22 protein-coding genes and 1 other RNA gene are annotated in these 20992 nt (G+C 44.8%); 16 read left to right on the top strand and 7 right to left on the bottom strand.

The window, feature by feature from the left end; genetic code table 11:
* Positions 1–177 precede the first annotated feature (177 nt).
* Positions 178–1830 carry a DEAD/DEAH box helicase gene (locus MKY63_RS30815; RefSeq protein ID WP_339810997.1) on the top strand — a complete coding sequence of 551 codons (1653 nt, stop codon included), beginning with the start codon at positions 178–180 and terminating at the stop codon, positions 1828–1830.
* 127 nt (positions 1831–1957) lie between these two features.
* On the opposite strand, the gene MKY63_RS30810 is transcribed toward MKY63_RS30815, so the two are convergent.
* Positions 1958–2056, bottom strand: a complete 99-nt coding sequence (locus tag MKY63_RS30810) for a hypothetical protein (RefSeq protein ID WP_036689290.1) — start codon at positions 2054–2056, stop codon at positions 1958–1960.
* A gap of 186 nt (positions 2057–2242) precedes the next feature.
* On the opposite strand from MKY63_RS30810, the gene MKY63_RS30805 reads away from it, so the two are divergent.
* From MKY63_RS30805 to MKY63_RS30795, 3 genes are all read left to right on the top strand, one after another.
* Positions 2243–3079: a DUF624 domain-containing protein gene (locus MKY63_RS30805; RefSeq protein ID WP_036689293.1), complete on the top strand. Its 837-nt coding sequence runs from the start codon at positions 2243–2245 to the stop codon at positions 3077–3079.
* A gap of 103 nt (positions 3080–3182) precedes the next feature.
* Positions 3183–3374, top strand: a non-coding RNA gene (gene ssrS, locus MKY63_RS30800) — 6S RNA.
* A 159-nt stretch (positions 3375–3533) separates the two neighbouring features.
* On the top strand, positions 3534–3923 hold the full coding sequence (locus tag MKY63_RS30795; RefSeq protein ID WP_036689295.1) for a DUF1499 domain-containing protein: 390 nt from the start codon (positions 3534–3536) through the stop codon (positions 3921–3923).
* A 189-nt stretch (positions 3924–4112) separates the two neighbouring features.
* Here MKY63_RS30795 and tpx read toward each other — a convergent pair whose 3' ends face one another.
* Positions 4113–4631 (bottom strand): thiol peroxidase, encoded by a 519-nt coding sequence (tpx, locus tag MKY63_RS30790; RefSeq protein WP_038569826.1) that lies wholly within the window; start codon positions 4629–4631, stop codon positions 4113–4115.
* Positions 4632–4748: 117 nt separating this feature from the next.
* On the opposite strand from tpx, the gene MKY63_RS30785 reads away from it, so the two are divergent.
* Together MKY63_RS30785 and MKY63_RS30780 are read left to right on the top strand one after the other, a co-directional pair.
* On the top strand, positions 4749–5384 hold the full coding sequence (locus MKY63_RS30785) for a rhomboid family intramembrane serine protease (protein WP_076223329.1): 636 nt from the start codon (positions 4749–4751) through the stop codon (positions 5382–5384).
* 4 nt (positions 5385–5388) lie between these two features.
* The gene (locus MKY63_RS30780) at positions 5389–6303 is read left to right on the top strand and encodes a LysR family transcriptional regulator (protein WP_036689300.1); all 915 of its coding nucleotides are present in this window, start codon (positions 5389–5391) and stop codon (positions 6301–6303) included.
* Positions 6304–6339: 36 nt separating this feature from the next.
* On the opposite strand, the gene MKY63_RS30775 is transcribed toward MKY63_RS30780, so the two are convergent.
* A complete protein-coding gene (locus tag MKY63_RS30775; RefSeq protein ID WP_036689302.1) occupies positions 6340–7011 on the bottom strand; it encodes a zinc metallopeptidase in 672 nt (223 codons plus the stop codon).
* A gap of 35 nt (positions 7012–7046) precedes the next feature.
* Positions 7047–7478, bottom strand: coding sequence for a MerR family transcriptional regulator (locus tag MKY63_RS30770; RefSeq protein WP_036689305.1), 432 nt, complete (start codon positions 7476–7478; stop codon positions 7047–7049).
* Between the two features lie 548 nt (positions 7479–8026).
* Between MKY63_RS30770 and MKY63_RS30765 the strand changes: the two genes are divergently transcribed.
* From MKY63_RS30765 to MKY63_RS30755, 3 genes are read left to right on the top strand one after another with little or no spacing between them, the layout of a single operon-like run.
* Positions 8027–9421: an ammonium transporter gene (locus tag MKY63_RS30765; protein ID WP_036689307.1), complete on the top strand. Its 1395-nt coding sequence runs from the start codon at positions 8027–8029 to the stop codon at positions 9419–9421.
* A gap of 39 nt (positions 9422–9460) precedes the next feature.
* Complete coding sequence (locus MKY63_RS30760; RefSeq protein WP_076275061.1) at positions 9461–10534, top strand: DUF294 nucleotidyltransferase-like domain-containing protein; 1074 nt, start codon at positions 9461–9463, stop codon at positions 10532–10534.
* Positions 10531–11280 carry an exonuclease domain-containing protein gene (locus MKY63_RS30755; protein ID WP_038569828.1) on the top strand — a complete coding sequence of 250 codons (750 nt, stop codon included), beginning with the start codon at positions 10531–10533 and terminating at the stop codon, positions 11278–11280. The genes MKY63_RS30760 and MKY63_RS30755 overlap by 4 nt, the downstream gene beginning before the upstream one ends.
* On the opposite strand, the gene MKY63_RS30750 is transcribed toward MKY63_RS30755, so the two are convergent.
* On the bottom strand, positions 11262–11738 hold the full coding sequence (locus MKY63_RS30750; protein WP_076275006.1) for a M67 family metallopeptidase: 477 nt from the start codon (positions 11736–11738) through the stop codon (positions 11262–11264). The genes MKY63_RS30755 and MKY63_RS30750 overlap by 19 nt on opposite strands.
* Before the next feature lie 160 nt (positions 11739–11898).
* On the opposite strand from MKY63_RS30750, the gene MKY63_RS30745 reads away from it, so the two are divergent.
* On the top strand, positions 11899–12462 hold the full coding sequence (locus MKY63_RS30745; RefSeq protein WP_076100887.1) for a TlpA disulfide reductase family protein: 564 nt from the start codon (positions 11899–11901) through the stop codon (positions 12460–12462).
* 679 nt (positions 12463–13141) lie between these two features.
* On the opposite strand, the gene cimA is transcribed toward MKY63_RS30745, so the two are convergent.
* Positions 13142–14761, bottom strand: a complete 1620-nt coding sequence (gene cimA, locus MKY63_RS30740) for a citramalate synthase (RefSeq protein ID WP_339810987.1) — start codon at positions 14759–14761, stop codon at positions 13142–13144.
* 156 nt (positions 14762–14917) lie between these two features.
* Between cimA and MKY63_RS30735 the strand changes: the two genes are divergently transcribed.
* The 3 genes from MKY63_RS30735 (at position 14918) to MKY63_RS30725 (ending at position 18181) form a co-directional block, all read left to right on the top strand.
* On the top strand, positions 14918–16210 hold the full coding sequence (locus tag MKY63_RS30735) for a DNA polymerase IV (protein WP_036689656.1): 1293 nt from the start codon (positions 14918–14920) through the stop codon (positions 16208–16210).
* A 160-nt stretch (positions 16211–16370) separates the two neighbouring features.
* Positions 16371–16613, top strand: coding sequence for a ferredoxin (locus tag MKY63_RS30730; RefSeq protein ID WP_036689316.1), 243 nt, complete (start codon positions 16371–16373; stop codon positions 16611–16613).
* A 134-nt stretch (positions 16614–16747) separates the two neighbouring features.
* On the top strand, positions 16748–18181 hold the full coding sequence (locus MKY63_RS30725) for a L,D-transpeptidase (RefSeq protein ID WP_339810984.1): 1434 nt from the start codon (positions 16748–16750) through the stop codon (positions 18179–18181).
* Here MKY63_RS30725 and MKY63_RS30720 read toward each other — a convergent pair.
* Positions 18178–18315, bottom strand: a complete 138-nt coding sequence (locus MKY63_RS30720) for a hypothetical protein (RefSeq protein WP_167348489.1) — start codon at positions 18313–18315, stop codon at positions 18178–18180. The two genes, MKY63_RS30725 and MKY63_RS30720, sit on opposite strands and share 4 nt — an antisense overlap.
* 209 nt (positions 18316–18524) lie before the next feature.
* On the opposite strand from MKY63_RS30720, the gene MKY63_RS30715 reads away from it, so the two are divergent.
* Genes MKY63_RS30715 through MKY63_RS30705 form a run of 3 tightly spaced genes read left to right on the top strand, consistent with a single transcriptional unit; the run spans position 18525 to position 20908 of the window.
* Positions 18525–19619 carry a quinone-dependent dihydroorotate dehydrogenase gene (locus MKY63_RS30715; protein WP_036689322.1) on the top strand — a complete coding sequence of 365 codons (1095 nt, stop codon included), beginning with the start codon at positions 18525–18527 and terminating at the stop codon, positions 19617–19619.
* A 34-nt stretch (positions 19620–19653) separates the two neighbouring features.
* A complete protein-coding gene (locus MKY63_RS30710) occupies positions 19654–20466 on the top strand; it encodes a GTP pyrophosphokinase family protein (RefSeq protein WP_036689325.1) in 813 nt (270 codons plus the stop codon).
* Entirely contained in the window at positions 20456–20908 is a 453-nt protein-coding gene (locus MKY63_RS30705) for a DUF309 domain-containing protein (protein WP_076143298.1), read from the top strand. Before MKY63_RS30710 ends, MKY63_RS30705 begins: the two co-directional genes overlap by 11 nt.
* Positions 20909–20992 lie beyond the last annotated feature (84 nt).

The raw sequence follows: 20992 nt of genomic DNA, 5'->3' as shown, positions 1-20992 counted from the left end.
GCTACAGTTGCTCAGGTACAACAAGGTACCTGATGATTAGGGAGGCTTTTCGTCCCAAAAGCGCTATATCATGCAGAAAATAGAGCATGATTGGACAGCCTATAAATGTGTTTACCGCTACTTAAGAATACAGACAAGCATGTGGAATGTCCACTGTATAGAAGGAGCATGAATAATTTGAAAACATTCGCAGAATTTGGCTTGGAGCCAAAAGTGCTACAAGCAATCACAGAGTTAGGATTTGAGGAGGCAACACCGATACAGGAACAGTCGATCCCATTAGCATTGACTGGGTCGGATCTGATCGGTCAAGCTCAGACTGGTACAGGTAAGACTGCTGCTTTTGGTATCCCCCTCATTTCGAAGATTAACCGTGAAGACGAAAAAATCTTGGCCCTTATTATGGCACCAACACGTGAGTTGGCCATCCAAGTGTCAGAAGAAATTGGCAAACTAAGCCGTTTCAAAGGTCTTCGCTCGTTGGCGATTTATGGTGGACAGGATATTGGACGTCAAATCCGTGGATTGAAAAAGAAACCACAAATCATTATTGGTACACCTGGTCGTTTGCTCGATCACATCAACCGTAAAACGATCCGTTTGGATGATGTTCAAACCGTTGTATTGGATGAAGCAGATGAAATGCTGGATATGGGCTTTATGGAAGATATTCAGACTATCCTGAAGCTCGTTCCTGCAGAACGTCAAACCATGTTGTTCTCTGCTACAATGCCACCAAACATTCAACGCCTAGCTCAACAATTTCTTAACAACCCGCAACATGTCTCCGTTATTCCGAAACAAATCAGTGCCCCACTGATTGATCAAGCTTATGTGGAAGTGCCTGAGCGTCAAAAGTTTGAAGCTCTTAGTCGTTTGATTGATATGGAATCACCTGAATTAGCTATCGTATTCGGACGTACTAAGCGCCGGGTTGATGAGCTTGCTGAAGCTTTGCAAAAACGCGGATATTCTGCTGATGGATTGCATGGTGACTTGTCACAGAACCAACGTGATGCTGTAATGCGTAAATTCCGTGATGGCAGCATTGACGTGCTGGTAGCTACTGACGTAGCGGCACGTGGTCTGGACGTATCCGGCGTAACTCACGTAATTAACTTTGACTTGCCACAAGATCCTGAAAGCTATGTACACCGTATTGGTCGTACAGGACGCGCAGGTAAAGAAGGTACGGCTTGGTCATTCGTTACTCCACGCGAAATTGATCACCTGCATTTGATCGAACGTGTTACTCGTCACCGGATTACTCGTAAACCTTTGCCAACAATGGCTGAAGCTATTGAAGGTAAACAACGCGTTACTGCTGAGCGTTTGCTTGAAGTGGTAGAAAGCGGAGAGTTGAACGAGTACAAAGGAATTTCTATTCAATTGCTTGAGCAATATGATTCCGTACAATTGTTGTCCGCAGCTATGAAGCTTCTCACTGGCGACAAGAAGGATTCCGCAATTGAATTGACTCCTGAAGATCCAATTCGTGCTAAACGTCGTGGTGGCAAAAACGATATCCGCAGTGGCCGTAAACCTAATGGTGGTTATGGCGGAAACCGTGGTACTTCCGGTGGCAGCGGTAGCGGTGGCGGATACCGTGGTAACCGTGATAATAACGGTGGCGGTAGTCGTGGTGGCTATAGCAGCGGTGGCAGCAACTACGGTAGCGGCAGTGGCGGCTATGGCGGTGGCTATAAAGGCAACCGTGATGGCGCACCAGCTCGTGACGGTGGTGCAAACCGCAGCGCAGAGCGTAAACCATACACTCGTCCAAGCAGCACGAGCACTCGTCCTGCAAAACGTGAAGATTTCGATAATTAATACTTCGTCAAGATACCAAAGAAGACGAGATGCCGCATTGCGGTTCTCGTCTTCTTTTTGCTGAAATATAAGGATGTTTGGTGAATTGTTATGTCCTTAGTAGGGCGCGAATTTGTTTTGTGTGATATTAGTATCCGAATGTACGAGTGATGATAACGAGCAAGATAAACAATACGAGGATCGTGCCTGTAGAAGTCCAACCGCCGAAGCCAACAGGTGTAGACATGAGATAACCTCCTTTAGAATGTGGGGATTTTGGTATTTCTTATGGTTACAATCCTAATATATGGACTATAAAGGCTTTACGTATAGACGATAGTCTATAATTCAGAAAGTTGGGCTATGGAAATGAGGAGGTCAAATGAGGTATAGTTAAGATATGTAGTATGTAAGAGACAGAGGAGGAAGGGAATTGGAGTTTAAAGGAGCAATGGGCGGCTTATACCGCGTGACAGAATGGATTTCACGTATCGCAGGCAGTAATATCTTATGGGCACTATGTTCCGCCCCGTTTTTGTTTTTTGGTGTTTTAAAGATGATTATGTTAGGGACAGGCGCAGGTGGAGCGAACGAGCAAATTACATTGAACTGGGCAATGGGGATTTTAGCGCCCTTTACGGTGTTTCCAGCTTCAGCCGCTTTATTTACCGTAGTGCGTAAATGGGTAATGGGGAATACGGATGTAGGAACTTTTCGTACATTTTTTCAGGGGTATAAAGAGAACTATGTAAAAAGTATGCTCGGAGGAGTTATCTATACATTGATGTTTGTTGTTATGTACGTTGATGTAACAGTTTACATGACACAAATGCCTAACTTCAGAATTGTTGGTATTTTGATGTTGGTGCTGATGATACTTTTGTCGGTATCCATGTTTAACTTCTTTTCCATTGTGGTTCATTACCAAATGGGCTTCAAGCAAGTGATGACCAATTCTATATTGCTGACTATAGCACGCCCAATTCGTGTGTTCTCTACATTGATTGCAGCCGCAGTTCTTGTTTATATCGGTCTTAGATATCCGGCTCTTTATTTCATTTGTATTCCAACGTTGATTGCAATGGCGGCCTTCTTTAACTTCTACGCTACTTATAATAAGCTACAGCTGCAAGTAGAAAAGAAGAAGCTGAAAGAGCAGGAAGAAGCAGAAGCAGCAGCATTGAACAATCGGAATGAATATGACGACGATGACGACGATGATGATGACTACGAGGATGAAATTGATGAAAAGGACACCAAACGCATTTAACAAAAAACTGGATTAGCGTTGGATATTTCCAGGTAATTAATTCCTGTGTAAAAATAAAGCGCATACAGGTTTACTTTTTCGTTAAAACGCAATATAATAATAACAAATCCTGCGATGTACGTTACGGTTACTCGTTGTTTTGAACCAATGATAATGTCTTGGGAGATCTACACGAAGCGCAGCTGAACCGCCCTGTCTATATGACTTGGGGAATTCAAAAACGTTTTCTGCGATCACCCACCTGCTCTAGCAGGTTCAGAAGACACTGTAGCCGGACGGCATAAGCGGGTTTTCTCTTGTTTAAGCCAAGGCGCCCTGTTTCCCGTGAATAATGGGAGCGGGCGCTTTTTTGTATGTCTGGAATAAAGGGAAAGTGAGTTATACCCTTTTGTTCCTGAGACAAGAGTGTTACACTTAGAATAATGAACTTGGGATTTGTAGAGGGGGAAGAATTTTGTCGTTAAAAAGAACCTTGGTTGGCTTATTCCGCAGTCATGATGGAACAAGCGACCGCGCCAAAGATCCGACATTAAAAACGCGTTATTACAATCTAACTAAAGACAAAGCATGGGAAGAAGTTTCATCGACTTTAAAGAAAGTTCCTGGATTTAAGGTGCTTCACGAAGTGGAGTCTGTAGGTGAGATTACTCTTGAGAAGAGAACGGCATTTGGCCGTACGCTGGACATTACGGTATCGGTGCTTAATACGACGCCTGTTCGTTGTGGTGTAGATATGTATTCTGCATCTAGAGGTTCACTTGGTGATCTCGGGGCGAATTACCGTGTGATTCAACGCTTGTATGCATCTTTGGACAAAAAATTAGGAAAATACAAAGCAGACTGATTTTTAGAGGCCCGTCAAACCCTTCTTGCTTAGGGATAGTATGAATGCGTTTACGTAAACGGTGAGCTGCTCAGTGTGTTATCGATAAATCTTTCTATTACAAAAAAAGCGGGAGAAGGATGGACCTTCTGCCGCTTTTTTAACAGAGATTATTAAGTATTGTTGTAATAACCGCTACTGATTGGAGAATTAGAGCAGCTTCTTCACAGCAGCAATAGCATCTTCATAGTTAGGGTGCTCGGTCATTTCACTCAAATATTCAACATATACGATCTTGTCGTTCTTATCCAGAACAAAAATGGAGCGCATATCTAAGCGGAATTCTTTAATCAGCACACCATAGGCTTGTCCGAATGAGGTTGCTTTGTGATCGGATAGAGTAATAACTCGATCGATGCCGGCAGCACCGCACCAACGAGCTTGGGCAAACGGCAGGTCCGTGCTTACAGTGAGAATTACCACATCGTCACCAAGCTCTGCGGCTTCACTGTTGAACCGGCGGGTCTGTGCGTCACATACCCCGGTATCAAGAGAAGGGACAACACTGATCAGCTTGATTTTACCGGCATAATCACTTAGAGACACGTCTTCCAGGAGATTCTTGCTCAGAACAAAATCGGGTGCAGGATCACCAGTTGTTAGCTTAGGTCCTACGAGAGTGATGGGGTTGCCTTTAAAAGTAGCTACGCCTGTTTTTTCTTGCGTCATATCCTTGTTTTCCTCCTCGAATTATAATATTGGATTCTTACTGCCACAATAAATTATAATCTTAATAGCAGGAAGATGTCCAACCGGACAAGATATATATGTAAAGGGATGGGTGTTATGATATTTATTCGGTACGAAAATTGGAAAAGTTATGTCCGGTATTATCCGGTAACCTGTCTGCTCATATTGGCCAATGTGATCATGTTTATCCTTATGGCAGTTAACGGAGGATCAACAAATATTCAAACGCTTGTTGATTTTGGTGCTATAGTTGATGTGAGTCCGTACAAAGAGGAACTGTGGCGCTATCTGGCCGCTATTTTTTTACATAATGGGTTTTCCCATCTGTTCTTTAATTGCTTCGCTCTCCTGGTGTTTGCACCGCCTCTGGAGCGATTGCTGGGCTGGTGGCGTTATGCGCTGCTCTATCTGGTGGGCGGATTTCTGGCAAATGTGCTTACAATTGCGATTAGTGCTCGCTCAGTAGTAGAGTTTGGTACGGTCTCGGTTGGTGCTTCTGGAGCAATCTACGCCATTTATGGTGCATTTTTATACATTGCAGTTATTCAACGGGCCATGATGGATGAGGGCTCGCGTAAAACTTTATATGGATTGTTAATAATCGGGATCATTATGTCGTTTGCTACACCAAATGTGAATTGGGTTGCGCATCTCGGAGGTTTGGTTTCTGGCTTTTTCGTATATGGGCTAATTATTCGTATATTCAAAAAAAGCCTAAGACAGGGGCGATGATGGAGTGGAGCTAAGACAGCTGCAATATTTTTTAAAGGTAGCTCAAAAAGAACACGTAACAAGAGCGGCAGAAGAGCTTCATGTAGCGCAGTCTGCGGTAAGCCGTCAGATTCATCAGCTGGAGCAAGAGCTTGGGGTTGATCTATTCATGCAAAAAGGGCGCAATCTGCAGCTTACGCCTGTTGGACAGCTCTTTTGCAAGAAGGTTGAGAGTATCCTTAAAGAGTTGGAGCATTCGGTAAATGAGGTGCATGAATTTCTGGATCCTGAGCGTGGAGAGATTCGGATCGGATTCCCGCATAGTCTTGGCACACATCTCATCCCGACTATCGTTGCAGATTTTCGTAAATATTATCCTCATGTCAAATTTCGTTTTAAACAAGGATCTTACCCTTCTTTGATAAAAGACGTATTGTCTGGAGAAGTGGATTTAACTTTCATTTCGCCTTTTCCGGAGAATGATGAGCATGTCTCGGGGGATATTGTAATGACTGAAGAGTTGTTTGCGATTCTTCCTCAGAATCACAGGTTGGCAGGAGAGTCTGAGATCCGGTTGGAACAGCTGCAAAAAGAGAAGTTTGTTCTATTCAGCCAAGGCTATTCGTTAAGACCTATCGTTTGGCAAGCTTGCTTGCAGGCGGGATTTCAACCGCAGATTGCATTTGAAGGCGGAGAGACCGATACCATTCGTGGTTTGGTGGCCGCAGGGATGGGTGTAAGCCTGCTTCCGGAGATGGCGTTCTATCAGACGAATCCTCTTCAACCAGCTCAGGTGAGGGTTGTGGAGCCTGCGGTGACGAGAACGGTTGGCTTGATCTACCGTACAGATAGTAAATTGCCGCTGGTGGCACGTTCCTTTCGGACTTTTTTAATCTCCTACTTTAAAGCTAGACAAAATAATACCCCGGTCGGCTCTTAGCCTTCCGGGGTTTTTGTTGTTTAGAGGTATGCGATATTAGTCGCGGTTGCCTAAAAAGACGGTGATTAAGCGAAGCAGTTCAAGCAAGGATACTAGAGCAGCGGCAACATAAGTTAATGCAGCGGCGTTGAGAACCTTTGCTACTCCGCGTTCTTCTTCGTTACGGATGAAACCTTGTTCTACCATGACCTGACGAGCCCGGTTACTGGCGTTGAATTCTACAGGCAGGGTTACGAGCTGGAATGCAACAGCAGCTGAGAAGAAAATGATACCCAAGCCTATAAGATTAAAGTAACCGAAGATGAAACCTGCCATCAGCATGAAAGGCGCGACACCTGATGCGAAATTAACTACCGGGAACATCCGGTGACGAAGTGTCAACATAGGGTAACTTACTTTATGCTGAATCGCGTGGCCTACTTCGTGACAAGCGACAGAGATTGCAGAGATGGAGCTTTCATAATACACAGGCTCTGATAAGCGTACAACCCTGTGGATGGGGTCATAATGGTCTGAAAGTGTGCCTCTTACAGGTTCAATCGGAACATCGTGTAAGCCATTGGCGTCGAGCATACGTCTAGCTGCTTCATATCCAGTCAGGCCGTTCGAATTAGCTACCTTCGACCATTTGCTGAAGGTTCCTTTAACTCTAAACTGTGCCCACAATGAGAAAAGAAAGGCAATAATTACTAACAGGTACATAAACATAGGTGCATTCCTCCACTGTATTGTAAATATGGTATTTACATTGGCGGTCCTTGCGTAAGCAATAGCCGGATCGCTTCCATGCAGGCTAATCCCTGAGGGAGCAGATTTGAAAGTACGCGACTGGCCTGTCCTGGCTTCAAACCACTTATAAGAGGTTCAAGGGCTTTTACTTCCCGTTCTAGCCGCTGCATTTGCTGCTCTAACTCGACTAATTTATCAGAGACGTCGGTTTCTGGTGTTGCCTCATTCCATTTGCCTAGCATAGATTTGATTTCTTCCAATGAATACTTGTCATGCTTTAATTGAGTAATACGTTCTAAAGCAGCCAAGGTTTCATGGCTGTATAGCCGATAATTTTTGGTGCTTCTAGATTCCGGGGAGATTAATCCCAGTTTCGTGTAATAATCAATAGTTCGTTCACTAATGTGAGCAGCCTTAGCTAATTCTCCAATTCGATACAAAATCATATCCCCATTTAATCTCGCCTCACTAATTGAATACGACTGCCGATAAGTGGCGGTCATCTTCTAAATTGATGGTTTCTTATGCTATCTGTAATGATAACAAACTGGAAACCATACAGTCAAACGTCATACTTTCATAAAGTATATGCAGCAAAGAAGGGTTAATTCATGAACGGTGATCTGTAGTTTCTATACAATACACTCAAACTCAAAGGGATATCAAATTTGAAGAATGATTGGGGATGAAAACTATAAGTTACCCCAATACATAACATTAAATGTTATGTATTTTGTGATTTTGGTAAAAGATGCGTTCAATAATTAGGTAATATAAATGAGATTGTACACGTAGTTATTTTAATGAAAATGCAGCTAGAATCAGGCCTTTTGGACCTCTAGTCCATTAGTACTGTGAAAATTTCGTGTGCTCAAATAAAATAAAATAAAAACATTCCCAAAATAGTCTTGTCAATTTACCTGACTTCTGATTATAATGACATTAAGAGTTTCACGCTTTGTTAGAAAATATAACATTGGGGAGTGGGGTAAAAATGAAAAAGAAATGGTTGATGATGTTACTGGCCATGATTACACTGATGATTTATCCGGTAAGTGCTTTTGCAGCGGACGGTCCGACGAACGTTGACTTACAAGTCGGATTGGACACAGCGTTTACCTTCCTGGCATTCATTTTAGTATTCTTTATGCAAGCAGGGTTTGCAATGCTCGAAGCGGGTTCGGTTCGGATGAAGAATGCAGGGCACGTAGCAGGTAAGACAGTACTCACCCTGGCTATCGCAAGTCTTTGCTTCTGGGCTATCGGCTTTGGACTTGGTTTCGGTAACGGCAATGGCTTCTTCGGTACTACAGGCTTCTTGTACGGAGGAGATTCAACCGCAGCTTCTTTTGAATCACTTGCATTTTCTGATGTTACTTTAAATGTTAAATTCTTATTCCAAATGGCCTTTGCAGCAGTTTCCTTGGCTATCGTATCTGGTGGTATGGCAGAACGTGCGAAGCTAAGTGTGTATATCATTTTCGGAATTTTGTTCTCCGTCGTAATTTATCCAGTTGTAGCTCACTGGGTATGGGGCGGTGGCTGGTTGGCTGAGCTGGGAATGCAAGATTATGCAGGTTCCACAGTTGTTCATCTTACAGGTGCAACGGCAGCAGTGGTAGCAACCATACTGCTTAAGCCTCGGCTTGGTAAGTTTAATAAAGAAGGAAAACCAGTGATTATTCCAGGTCATAACCAAGTATTTACTGTACTCGGTGTTATTATCCTCTGGTTTGGTTGGTTCGGATTCAATCCAGGTAGTGCTTTGTCCCCAATGGGCGGTTTCTTCGGTCACGTAGCCCTAACTACGAACATCGCAGCAGCAGCAGGTGGTTTGGCAGCTCTAATTGCATCTTGGTTGTATTTTGGTAAATCTGATATTCCAGCGATGCTGAATGGTGTTCTAGCTGCATTGGTTGCAATCACAGGAGCATGTGCTTTCGTTGATCCATGGGCAGCAATCATTATTGGCTTTGTAGCCGGTGCTTTTACATTCATGACTTCCCAATGGCTGGAACGTGCAGGGCTTGATGATCCAATCTATGCTTTCTCGGTGCATGGTATTGCGGGGATGTGGGGTGCAGTTTCAACGGGTCTGTTCGCTGTACCTGAGCTTATTACTAAAGGCGGCTTGGTAGGTGAAGCTGGGTTGTTCTACGGTGGCGGTTTCCATCAACTAGGGGTTCAAGTGCTGGGTGTGGTTGGAACATTTGTTTTCGTAGCCGTTCTTTCTTTCATCATCTTGTATGTAATGAAGGTAACTATCGGACTTCGTGTTACAGAAGAAGAAGAATTGATGGGTCTGGATATCAGTGAGCATGGTACTTACGGATACCCTGAACAAATGAAATTGATCGCAGATTCGGAATCCAAAACCCTTAAACAATAATATTTCACCTCGGACAGGGAGGCGGACCGTGTGGCATCGATGGAGTTAACAGATGAGTATAATGAAGAAAGCTTTAGGACCATCGTATTGGCCGGTTCGTCAGAGGAGCTTAGGGAGAGGCGTGTTGCCTGTCAAAAAGTACTTCTCGAACAGTTGAATGTTATTCCTATAGAGGAATGGATGTTCCGTGTGAATACTATGCATGATCTTATTGCCCAAACCGCAGTACTCATATGTGAGGCGCAGTTGAAAGAGGCGGGCTATGGCCCGCCTCCCTGTGCTTATTCCTTTATTGTGTTTGGCAGCAGTGGGAGGCAGGAGGCAACGCTTTGGAGCGATCAGGATAATGGCCTGATAGTCGAAGGAGAGCCTGATGGGGAAAAAAATCGCTATTTCGAATTTTTCGGAACTTTGTTATCCGATATGCTTGAAGAAGTAGGGTATGAGAAATGTGCGGGGAAGGTGATGTGCTCCCAAGTTATGTGGCGTAAGACATTATCTGAATGGATAGAGCAGCTTGATAGCTGGAGAAATCAGTTGGAATGGGAGCCGATCCGGTATCTTATTATTTCTTCTGATATGCGTCATGTGGCAGGAAGCGTGGAGTTATCAGCGAAGTGGCAAGAAACTTTCTATGAAGGCTTTGCGGAAAATGAGCAGCTGTCTAATGCTGTTCTTCGCAATACAGTACGCCATAAAGCGACTTTGAATTTACTGGGACAGGTGTTAACAGAACGGTTTGGTGATTATGCAGGCGGATTTGATGTTAAGTATGGGGTCTATATTCCGTTAGTGAACATTGTTAGACGGTTGTCCTTACTACATGGCATTAGAGCTGGCTCGACATTAGAGCGGATTGAAGCCCTTGATAGGCTTGGGAAATATCAACATTTAGAGGATATTCGCAGAGCTTTCTTATTAGCAATGCGGTTGCGAGTGAACACGCCATATAGTGTTCAGGATGGATTGTTAATCAGCAGTGATTATGTAGCTGAGAGTGAATTGAAGAATAAGCAGCTGCTGTCTGAGCTGCGTGAAAGCCTGCTGCTTGTCAGACGCCTTCACCGGGCGCTGCAGCGTCAGCTCCGCTCAGCGGAAAGGTGGCGGTCATGAGGGAGCCGAACAAAAGCGGAGGATTCTGGAGTAATCTAAGACAAGGTGGAATGCCCTCGGCTATCGCTTCGATGAGAGGTGGCGAAACTGCGCAACAGACTGCGCAGCAAATGGCCTTTATTCGATCTTTGATGCGAGAGAAGCGGCGTCCTGAGGTGCTACATACCCCATTGTCTGAACTAGAGACAGTGATCTTTGATTTAGAGACGACAGGCTTTTCCCATCAGCATGGGGATGAGATTATGTCTTTTGGAGCCGTCAAGGTTGTTGGAGAGCAGATTAAAGAAGAAGAATGCTTTTATACACTGGTGAACTGTCAGACGGCTATTCCGGAGGATATTACAAGGCTGACTGGGATTACGGAAGAAATGACACAATCCGCTCCCTCCTTAATGGATGGTCTTCATAATTTTATGTCCTTTGTAGGTCAGAATGTGCTGGTGGCACATGCAAGCTCACATGATAAGGCTTTTCTTAATGCTGCTTTATGGAAAACCTCTAAAGTTCAGCTTACACACCGTGTGCTGGACACGATGATGTTAGCGCGTTGGCTTGAGCCACAACGAAGTAATTATTCGCTGGATGAGCTGCTATATGTGCACGAAATTCCGATTCATGGCCGTCATCATGCCTTGGAAGACGCAAAGATGACAGCGCAGCTGTGGGTGATCTACCTTCGGGAAATTTCGGAGCGCGGCCAAGTGGATACCTTGGGAGATCTCTATGCTTATTTAAGTAGAACGTGAAGCGGGGCTTGGGATAAACCGCGGGACAAATTACCGTGGTCATCAGGCAAACGCTCAATATAAAATCCGTTCAGAATTGGATTGCCGCTGTCTTTGGTGTTGGGAGAACCTATAAGATAGAGGGCAAACTCAGGTCCTAGTGCTGTTAATCCTTTATAATCGGTAACTGAAGGGATAGGTGCTGAATGTGGGTGGGAATGAAATAGACCGATGATTGTCGGTTCGTTGTAAAGAACATTAATCCACTCTTCGGGGTGGGGAGTGAAGGTGTGCAGCGGGTCTGGCGCTACGTTGCGCAAGGGTACGTAAGTATCAATGAGCATGCCACCCGCTGCGGCAGCACCCAGCAGGACTCCGCATGCTTCATGCGGATAACAGGACAGCAGGTGCTTCCCCAGTGCTTGCTGTACGGAATATTTCAGTCTTATTGGCTGGACATTTCCCTGGAATGCTGCCATTTGTTCACCCCTCTCTCTTCTTTAGGGTTTCGTCGCAGACGAAACCCTCTTTTTTATTATAAAAGTATATATTATTGTGTAAAATATGAATGGTTTGAAATTTAACCTAATGAGGGTACAATAGTAGAAAACTATTCCAATTGTAAAGGAACAGATGACTATGAAAGCAAGTAACAAATTAAATATAACAGTGTTGCTCATAGTTGTATGTGTTGCTGTGTTTGCGGTGTGGCATAATCGGGAGCCAAAAGCAGAAGCTGTGCTTGCGCAGCAAAATGAGCTGCCGATGAAGAGTGGACCTAAGGCTGGACTGCGTGCACCTTCGTTTTCACTTCAGGGAACAGATGGGACTACCTATGTTGTTGATGGCCCCAGAGATAAAGCGGTAATCCTTAATTTCTGGGCTTCATGGTGTGATCCCTGCCAGCAGGAAGCCCCTGAACTTAATACCATGGCCACTAAGTATAAGGATGTTCTAGATATTTACGGTATTAATGTGAGCAGTCAGGATTATAAACCCAATGCTGAACGTTTTATCAAGAAATACGGTCTTGTGTTTCCGGTTATGTTTGATGTAAAAGATGAGGTGTACAGCAAATATAATGGAGCTGTTTTTCCCACCAATGTGCTCATTGATAAGAATGGAGTGATCTCCGAGATTATTTTAGGTATTCTTAGCCCTGAAGAGTTGGAAAAGAAAATAATCAAGCTTACCGAATCATGAAGCGGGCTGTCCATATAAGAGACAGATCTGCTTTTTTCTCCAAACAGCAAAAGTCTAAAGATCAGCGATTCTTCTTATTGGAGGATCGCTGATCTGCGTTTTTGGTCATACGCGATTTGCTTTAGTGGACCACAAGCATTAATTTCACTATACCGTGGAGCAGAAATGGCTGGAACCCCGAAGAAAGCCGCGTTAGAACAATTAGGGAATTTCTCCCCATAAATTTGAGATCTCGGGTCATTCAACGAATAATTAGGGAAAATATCCCTCTAATTTAGCTGTTTTGGTAAAAAATAATGAAATCACCCTAATTTTTAGGGAGGAATTCCCTGTTTCTGTTTATTTATAGCAAATATCGGCTATTTTCAGGGAGTTTTTCCCCAATTACTCTACCTCGCCACGAACCCGCACTCGCATCCCCCACATCCCGCACCCGAACTCGCACCCCATGCATCCCGTACATCCCTCAACGCCCACTGCACACCGCACACCGCACACCGCCCACCGCCCACCGCACACCGCACACCGCACACCGCCCACTGCCCACCACCCATAGTCTATGCGCTAAAGTAATAGTCCGTTATATAGCCTATTTAATAAAAAAGAAGCTGCCCTATAAGTAGAATTCTACTTTTGGGAAGCTTCTTTTTTTGTCTTACAAAAGTCTATAAGTGATCAATTAATGATTGACCAGGCCTCTAGGTTCATTGCTGGTTGTCTTCTCATTCTCCAAAGAGAGCTCATTGAGAAGCGCGTAGCGCATACTGTCAACAAGTGCCTCCCAGCTGGCTTCAATTACGTTACTGGAGACACCAACCGTACTCCAGGTGTCTGTGAAGTTCTTGGATTCAATCAATACCCTTACCTTCGCTGCAGTCTGATCCTGTTCATCTATTACACGGACTTTATAGTCGGATAGATGCATTTCCTTTAATTGTGGGAAATAGGTCTGTAATGCTTTACGAAGCGCGTTATCGAGTGCGTTGACTGGACCGTTACCTTCAGCAGCAGTATAAAGATTCTCACTGCCAACTTTCAGTTTAACGAACGCTTCAGATACTACTGGATGTTCTGCGGTTTTCTCAACTAACATCTTGAAGGATTCAAAGGTAAAGGTTTCATTCATCTCGCCGGTAGCTTCCCGAAGGAGTAGCTCCAGTGAGGCATCGGCACCTTCAAATTGATAACCTTGATGTTCCATCGTTTTAATCTTCTCGATCACCCGGCGAGCCTGCTCGCTGCTTGGATCCAGATTTAAACCCATATCCTGCGCTTTGGAGAGTACATTGCTCTGTCCAGCCAGTTCGGAGACCAGCACACGCTGCTTGTTCCCGACAAGCTCAGGAGCGATATGCTCATAGGTCCGTGAATCACGCATGATGGCGGAGACATGGATTCCACCTTTGTGGGCGAAAGATGCATTTCCGACATAAGGCTGATTTACCGGCAGATTAACATTGGCCACTTCACTAATATAGCGGGCAGTGTTGGTAAGCTGTGATAATGAATCGCCTGGAATACAGTGATAACCCATTTTGATCTGTAGTGTAGGAATAATAGAACATAGGTTGGCGTTGCCACACCGTTCACCGTAACCATTAATGGTACCTTGTACTTGCCGTGCTCCAGCTCCGATGGCGCTAAGTGCATTGGCAACCGCTAACTCACAGTCATTGTGAGTGTGAATTCCGAGATTGGCTCCGGGTAATTGTTGATTTAGAGCGGTAACAATCTCATGAATTTCATAAGGTAAGGTTCCACCGTTGGTATCGCACATTACAAGCCAATCTGCTCCGGCTTCCCGGGCTTTGGACAGAACAGCTGCTGCATATTCAGGATTATTCTTGTATCCGTCGAAGAAATGCTCGGCATCAAAAATCACTTCAAGGCCTTGGCGTTTCAAGTAGGATATGGAGTCGCCGATCATGGCGAGGTTCTCCTCAAGCGTAGTCTGTAATGCAGTGTGTACATGGAAATCCCAAGATTTTCCGACGAGTGTAGCAGCAGGAACCCCTGCGTCAATCATACGTTTTAAATTGTCATCGTTTTCGGCCAAGGAATTCTTACGCCGAGTGCTGCCGAACGCTGTAATTTTGGCGTTCAGATGAAGCTCCTTGACTCTTTTGAAAAATTCAATGTCTTTATTGTTGCTTCCCGGGATGCCACCTTCAATATAGTGCACACCCAGATCATCGAGTTTCTTGGCAATCTTCAGTTTGTCGTCAGCCGACAGACTGATGCCTTCACCTTGGGTGCCGTCGCGTAATGTAGTATCGAAGATGGAGATGGACTTAGACATGAGAGTCCTCCTTATAGGGAAATGAATTTATATATTATAGCATTTTTACGCGGGAATGTAACAAAGAACTTTACAGCCTCTTAAGTTGACCTAACCGCAGCGGAGAGTTATTCTAAATTGGACAATAGAAAACCTGAGGATAAGAAGGTAGATATTGTGCAGAATGTTGATCAGTATTATCCAACGAGCGGCAGGGTTATCCTGCATGTCGATATGAATGCTTTTTACTGCTCTGTGCATGAGGCAGAGGACCCTGACCAATATAGAGGCAAAGCTACTGCGGTTGCGGGTAGTGTTGAATTGCGGAAAGGGATCATAGTGACTTGTTCCTACGTCGCCCGCAGAATGGGGATTTCGACGGGAATGCAAGTTCAGAAGGCGCTTCGTATTTGTCCATCGCTTATCGTTATTAAACCGGACTTCCATTTATACCGCAAATATTCTAATGCTTTTATGCAGATTGCATATAGCTATACTCCGTTACTGGAAGCAGTGTCCATCGATGAATGTTACCTTGATATAACTGGCTCCAGACAATTCGGTACACCCATGGAAATAGCGGAGACGATTCAGCGCCGTATAATGGAAGAATTGGGCTTGCCATGCTCAGTGGGGATCGCTCCCAATAAGCTGCTTGCGAAGATGGCTTCCGATTTAAAAAAGCCAAACGGCATTTCGGTGCTGCGGCTGCGGGATGTGCCTAAGATTTTATGGGACAAGCCCTGTAATGAAATGTTCGGCATTGGTGGAAAAACAGCAGAAAAGCTCCGCAAACTGGGCATTTACAGTATTGGTCAATTAGCAGCGGCTGATGAAAATATGCTGGTTGAGAATTTCGGAGTTATGGGCTCATGGCTAAAGCGTGCCGGCAACGGTATTGATCATGGGATCGTTAACCCTGAGCGGGAGCAGAGTAAGTCGATTGGGCACACCACAACATTGCCGCGGGATGTCGTAGGTCTTGCTGAGGTACGACCGATTTTGCTGAATTTAAGTGATCAGGTAGCTCGGCGATTGCGTAAGCAAGGTCTTGTTGCCTCAGGGGTACAGCTGACTATTCGGACGCCCGATATGAAGACTATAACCCGCTCGCGTCAGCTAGAGGCTCCTTCGGAGAGTGGGGAGGATATCTACAAGTCCGTCTGCGATCTATATGTTCGTCATTGGAATGGGGAGAAGCCTGTGCGGTTGCTGGGTGTGACCCTGCAGGGCTTGATTGCTAAAGAGGATTCCGCCATTCAGCTTGATTTGTTCGATTACGAACGTCAGCCTAAGAAAGAGTCTCTTAACAAGACTATGGATATGCTGCGTAATAAATTCGGTGAAAATGCAGTGTTAACTGCCGGGATGTTAAGCGATTCTCACTCTGCAAGGCTCCGCAATCATAAAGAACGGGGCACTTCACTGCAAAAGGATAATCTTCTATCTGTCGAGTCTGATAAAGAGTGACAAGAACATTCTATGACATGTCAAAATAGGTGTCGTAGAATGCGTCAGAAATGCAAACGTATTGAAAATCGATTGAAATTGTATTCTTTTTATATTAATATGAGAAAAATAAGACGCTGGTACAACAGCGCTGTATTGCTCAACGGGAGGCAGAGATAAAATGGCTAAGTACACTTGGGTCGAAAAAGACACTTGTATCGCTTGCGGTGCATGTGGCGCAACGGCTCCTGATATTTTTGATTACGATGATGAAGGTTTGGCAGAAGTTATTTATGAAAATGACGGAAACCACGGCATCACAGCGATTCCGGATGATTTGTTTGATGATCTCCAGGATTCTTGTGATGGATGCCCAACCGATTCTATTAAAATTGCGGATGAGCCTTTTAACAAAGAGGGATAATTAACCGGGGTTTTGTAACTTCCAGCACAACATAAAGACATCTCCTGCGAACTTTTGTTCAGCTAGGGATGTCTTTTTTGCGATGTCTGACCGATATTAATGTAGGAAGGAATTATAAAATTTCGGAGGTTCCGATGAAAAATTCTCAGCACCTCAAAGCATATGTACAGATGCATCCAGACAATAAGATGGCATGGTACTTGCTGGGTAAGGAATACTATAAGAACGGTCAACAGGGGAAAGCTAACTATTGCTTCAATCAGGCTGGAGAAGTATATGAAGCTTTCGAGCATAGTAAGGTGCCTGCGGAAACGCTGCGGGAATATGAGGAAGGGCTGCTTCAGGCAAGCCGCCAGCGGGACCGAAGGCAGCAAAGATTCCGCTACATTATGCTTGGGCTGATGCTTCTATTACTGGTTATGGTGCCATCGGCTGTGGCTCCGGGTCTAGATATTGCGGGAGATCAGGATACGGTCCAAGACACGGTTACTTCTGAAGTTAAAGATCCGCTTGATCAAAAAGATATTGAGAAGGAACCCGTTCTTGAGGCACGAAAAATGATGTATACAGCGCAAGAGAGTGGAGCTTCGGCTTCGTCAGGGAAGCTGATGGCAACTATGCTAATGCGCAAGGAACCGTTTCAAGCTGCTATTTTGGGCATGGAGCGGGAAGGGAAGTGGCTGCTGTGGAAAGAGAAGCTTCCGCTGAATTCCACATTGCAGAAGAATGGGAATGGACGGTTGGTATACCAATCCTATGATTCAGCGGCATGTGCATGCGAACCGCCAGAGCAAGGGGAAGTTGCGGAGGATGCAGCTGAGTGGCAGGGGGATCAAGAGGAGCTAGCTACATTATGGAGTGCAATGAGGGCTTATCAGAATCATAAAGGCAAGCTTCCGGTTTCCTTGGCGGAATTGACTAGACCTTTTCCGGAGAATTGGATTGGCGGGACGACACCAGTCATGAAGCGTGATTTCAATTCTCTAAAGGAAGTAGCAACTGCTAAGGCACTTGGGATACCAGAAGTTGCGGAGGAGCCTCCAAGCTCAATTGTTGAGGCGGGAATGGGCATACCGACGGCGTTAAGCGAGAGTGGAAGTAATGGAAAGGGCGTTCCCTTTTTTGACCAGCCGCTTAGAGTGATTGTGGATAAACAAAAACACCGCTTGGCAGTAGTCAGCGGCTCTGTTATTCTGCGGAATTATGAGGTAGGTCTTGGGGGAGACAAGACTCCAGAAGGCAACTTCATCATTACAGATAAAGTGGTCAATCCAAACGGTCATGATAATGGGGAGTTCGGAAGCCGCGGACTACAACTTTCAGATAGTAATTACGCTATTCATGGCACCAATGAGCCAGAAAGTGTCGGCAAGGATGAATCCCTTGGCTGTATTCGGATGAGTCGAGAAGATGTGGAAGAACTATTCGCTATGATTCCAAAAGGAACAAAAGTGGTGATCAGTAAAGGGGTTCTGCCTGAAAAGCAGCTGCTGCCGGCGAAACGCTTCAACCCTGCTGCTCCGTATGATCAGACCAACCCCCACAAAGTATATCACTGGCTGAATTAGTTCCCGGCAACTATAAACAGAACGATGATGAGAAGAATTAGTAAAGTTAAACTTACGCCGATCCACATTAGCGCTTTACGATTAACTTCTTCTTTCTTTTGCTGCAAAGTTGGTGGTTTACGTTTAGTTGACATCCAGCATACCTTCTTTCTCTCTTAATCGCTGATTACCCCTATATTGTAATGCGTTTACAAGAAAATTACTATACTTTGGGTTAAGCTCTCTGCACACTTACAGGGTAAAATGCTTTTCTTTTGTTCAAGAAAAGGCTAAAATTAAGAAGAAACCTACAGAATCGGGTAGACACGTGGATTAGTGAAGTACCCCTTAAGGAGCGAGAACGGTGTTGTATCGTAATTTTGGTAAACCAATTTTCTTTAAGCTGGACCCTGAGAAGGCTCACCATCTCGTCATAGGTGGATTGGATAAATCATCATCAGTTCCAGGGGGAAGCGCGGCATTGCGTTTAATGTATGGCGTTCCTGAAACGGCAGATTTAGCAGTTGATCTGTTTGGCATACATTTTCCGACTCCAGTTGGACTGGCAGCAGGCTTGGATAAGAATGCCGAGGCCGTATCCGGATTCTCTTCGATCGGATTCGGATTTATGGAAGTGGGGACGGTTACCCCTAAGGGTCAACCGGGAAATGATAGCCCGCGTTTGTTCCGTCTTCCCTCTGATGAAGCTCTGATCAATCGTATGGGCTTCAATAACGAAGGGGCTGACGCTATGGCAGAGCGTCTAAAAAAATTAAAAAATCGCAGAGTTCCAATAGCAGTAAATATTGGACGGAATAAAATAACTAGTAATGAAGCGGCTCATGAAGATTATCGTCAGTGTATCCGTACGCTTTATCCGTACGGTGATTTTTTTGTGGTCAATATCAGCTCACCAAATACGCCGGGGCTGCGCAGTCTCCAGCATGGCAGCGAATTAGCGTTCCTGCTAGCACAAGTAAAGGAAGAAATGGAGATTCAGCGTAAAGCCACCGGCATGAATAAGAGCTTGTTGGTTAAGATTGCTCCAGATGTAAGTGATTCTGAATTGGAGTATATGGTTCAATCACTGACAGAAGCTGGTATGGATGGTATTATTGCTACGAATACTACATTGAACCGGGATGGACTTAGTCATGAAAAGGCTAATGAGACAGGTGGATTAAGCGGTAAGCCACTTCGTGACCGGTCAACGGAAATTATTCGTAGGATTTATCGCCAGACTGAAGGGAAGATGCCGATCATAGGTTCAGGGGGCATATTCACCAGTCAGGATGCGTATGACAAGATAAGAGCAGGCGCAAGTCTGGTCGAAATTTATACAGCACTCATCTACGAAGGACCGGAAGTTAACCGCAGGCTGCATGCCGGATTACGGCAGCTCTTACGGCGGGACGGATTCAGTCATATCTCTGAAGCAGTGGGTGCTGATCATCACTGATTGAAGGAGTCGAAAGGACAGGAGGACGAAGGCGATGGACGGCAGGGACTGGGGAACTTTTTTGCTTCCATATGAACAGACTGTGGAAGAATTGAAAGTTAAATTCAAAACAATGCGTTCGGAGTTGAAGAAAAGAGAGGAATACACGCCGATTGAATTCGTAACTGGTCGTGTAAAGCGGCTGTCAAGCATTTTGGAGAAGGCTAAGCGCCTGAATGTGAAGATGGAGGATCTGGAGACAGGCATTGAAGATATAGCCGGGATCCGGATTATGTGCCAGTTCGTGGAGGATATCCGCAGAGTGGCCGAATATATCCGGGCTCGTAAGGATCTTGAAGTCCTGTATGAGAAGGATTACATCACCAATTATAAAGAGAGCGGCTATCGCAGCTTTCATATGATTATTAAATATCCTGTGCAGACAGCTCTGGGACAAAAAATAGTGCTCGCAGAGATCCAGATTCGTACACTAGCTATGAATTTCTGGGCAACCATAGAGCACTCTCTGAATTATAAATATCGGGAAAGCTTGCCGGATGAAATGCGAGTGCGCTTGAAAACTGCAGCTGAAGCAGCCTCCATCTTGGACAGCGAAATGTCCAGTATTCGTGATGAAATTCTGGAAGCGCAAAAGACCTTCGAGGAAAACTCGAATATGACGACTCAAATTCTCAAATCTATTCATCAATTGTATTTTTATCATTTGGTGAATGAGGCTATAGATACTCAGGCTCGATTTAACGAAATATGGCAGGCTCAGGACATGGAAGCGATGAAGGAGCTTCTGGATCATGTACGGGGACTTCTCTCCGCAGCTAAAAAGGATAGTTTGCCGGATGGCTTATGATCCGTTGTACTTGGCTTATCTAGTGTACTTTAATCGTGACCGGGATTATTTCGAATGTCACGAGGTGCTCGAAGAGCTATGGCTTGCCAAGCAACGCGACCCATTGTACAAAGCACTTCTCCAAGTAGCTGTTGGGTTGTACCATTGCCGCAATAATAATATGCGTGGTGCAACGATTATGCTAAGTGGGGCTGCTGCCAAGCTGGAAGAATATTCAGCAGTGACACTTGGCATTAATTTGGCTAAGCTAGTGGTGGAAGTGAAGGATTATGTTCGCCGCTTGGAGTCGTGTGAGCAGCAGCCATTTTCTTATTATGATCTGACTATAGAAATCATTGATCAAGGTCTGGCGGACGAAGTGAACTCTGCGGCTATGGTGATCACACCGAATAATCCTCAACGACGAGGTCCTCAAAGACCGACCTCTTCTCATCGTAAATAATGATCCTCTATAAATGAGTATTGCCAAAGGGACACCCGTAAGGGTGTTCCTTGAATCTTTAAACACCTAAATTTTAGCAGTACT

The organism is Paenibacillus sp. FSL R7-0189, from assembly GCF_037969925.1.
GTDB lineage: Bacteria > Bacillota > Bacilli > Paenibacillales > Paenibacillaceae > Paenibacillus_AQ > Paenibacillus_AQ odorifer.
Note: the sequence above shows the minus strand (reverse complement) of the source record. Positions and strands in the feature narration are given on the sequence as shown.

Coding starts and splice junctions, on each gene's coding strand:
- MKY63_RS30710 (WP_036689325.1), top strand. CDS start 19,654: ATGGACGGCAGGGACTGGGGAACTTTTTTGCTTCCATATGAACAGACT.
- MKY63_RS30745 (WP_076100887.1), top strand. CDS start 11,899: ATGAAAGCAAGTAACAAATTAAATATAACAGTGTTGCTCATAGTTGTA.
- MKY63_RS30720 (WP_167348489.1), bottom strand. CDS start 18,315: ATGTCAACTAAACGTAAACCACCAACTTTGCAGCAAAAGAAAGAAGAA.
- MKY63_RS30725 (WP_339810984.1), top strand. CDS start 16,748: ATGAAAAATTCTCAGCACCTCAAAGCATATGTACAGATGCATCCAGAC.
- tpx (WP_038569826.1), bottom strand. CDS start 4,631: ATGACGCAAGAAAAAACAGGCGTAGCTACTTTTAAAGGCAACCCCATC.
- MKY63_RS30785 (WP_076223329.1), top strand. CDS start 4,749: ATGATATTTATTCGGTACGAAAATTGGAAAAGTTATGTCCGGTATTAT.
- MKY63_RS30770 (WP_036689305.1), bottom strand. CDS start 7,478: ATGATTTTGTATCGAATTGGAGAATTAGCTAAGGCTGCTCACATTAGT.
- MKY63_RS30775 (WP_036689302.1), bottom strand. CDS start 7,011: ATGTTTATGTACCTGTTAGTAATTATTGCCTTTCTTTTCTCATTGTGG.
- MKY63_RS30765 (WP_036689307.1), top strand. CDS start 8,027: ATGAAAAAGAAATGGTTGATGATGTTACTGGCCATGATTACACTGATG.
- MKY63_RS30760 (WP_076275061.1), top strand. CDS start 9,461: ATGGAGTTAACAGATGAGTATAATGAAGAAAGCTTTAGGACCATCGTA.
- MKY63_RS30810 (WP_036689290.1), bottom strand. CDS start 2,056: ATGTCTACACCTGTTGGCTTCGGCGGTTGGACTTCTACAGGCACGATC.
- MKY63_RS30755 (WP_038569828.1), top strand. CDS start 10,531: ATGAGGGAGCCGAACAAAAGCGGAGGATTCTGGAGTAATCTAAGACAA.
- MKY63_RS30730 (WP_036689316.1), top strand. CDS start 16,371: ATGGCTAAGTACACTTGGGTCGAAAAAGACACTTGTATCGCTTGCGGT.
- cimA (WP_339810987.1), bottom strand. CDS start 14,761: ATGTCTAAGTCCATCTCCATCTTCGATACTACATTACGCGACGGCACC.
- MKY63_RS30750 (WP_076275006.1), bottom strand. CDS start 11,738: ATGGCAGCATTCCAGGGAAATGTCCAGCCAATAAGACTGAAATATTCC.
- MKY63_RS30705 (WP_076143298.1), top strand. CDS start 20,456: ATGGCTTATGATCCGTTGTACTTGGCTTATCTAGTGTACTTTAATCGT.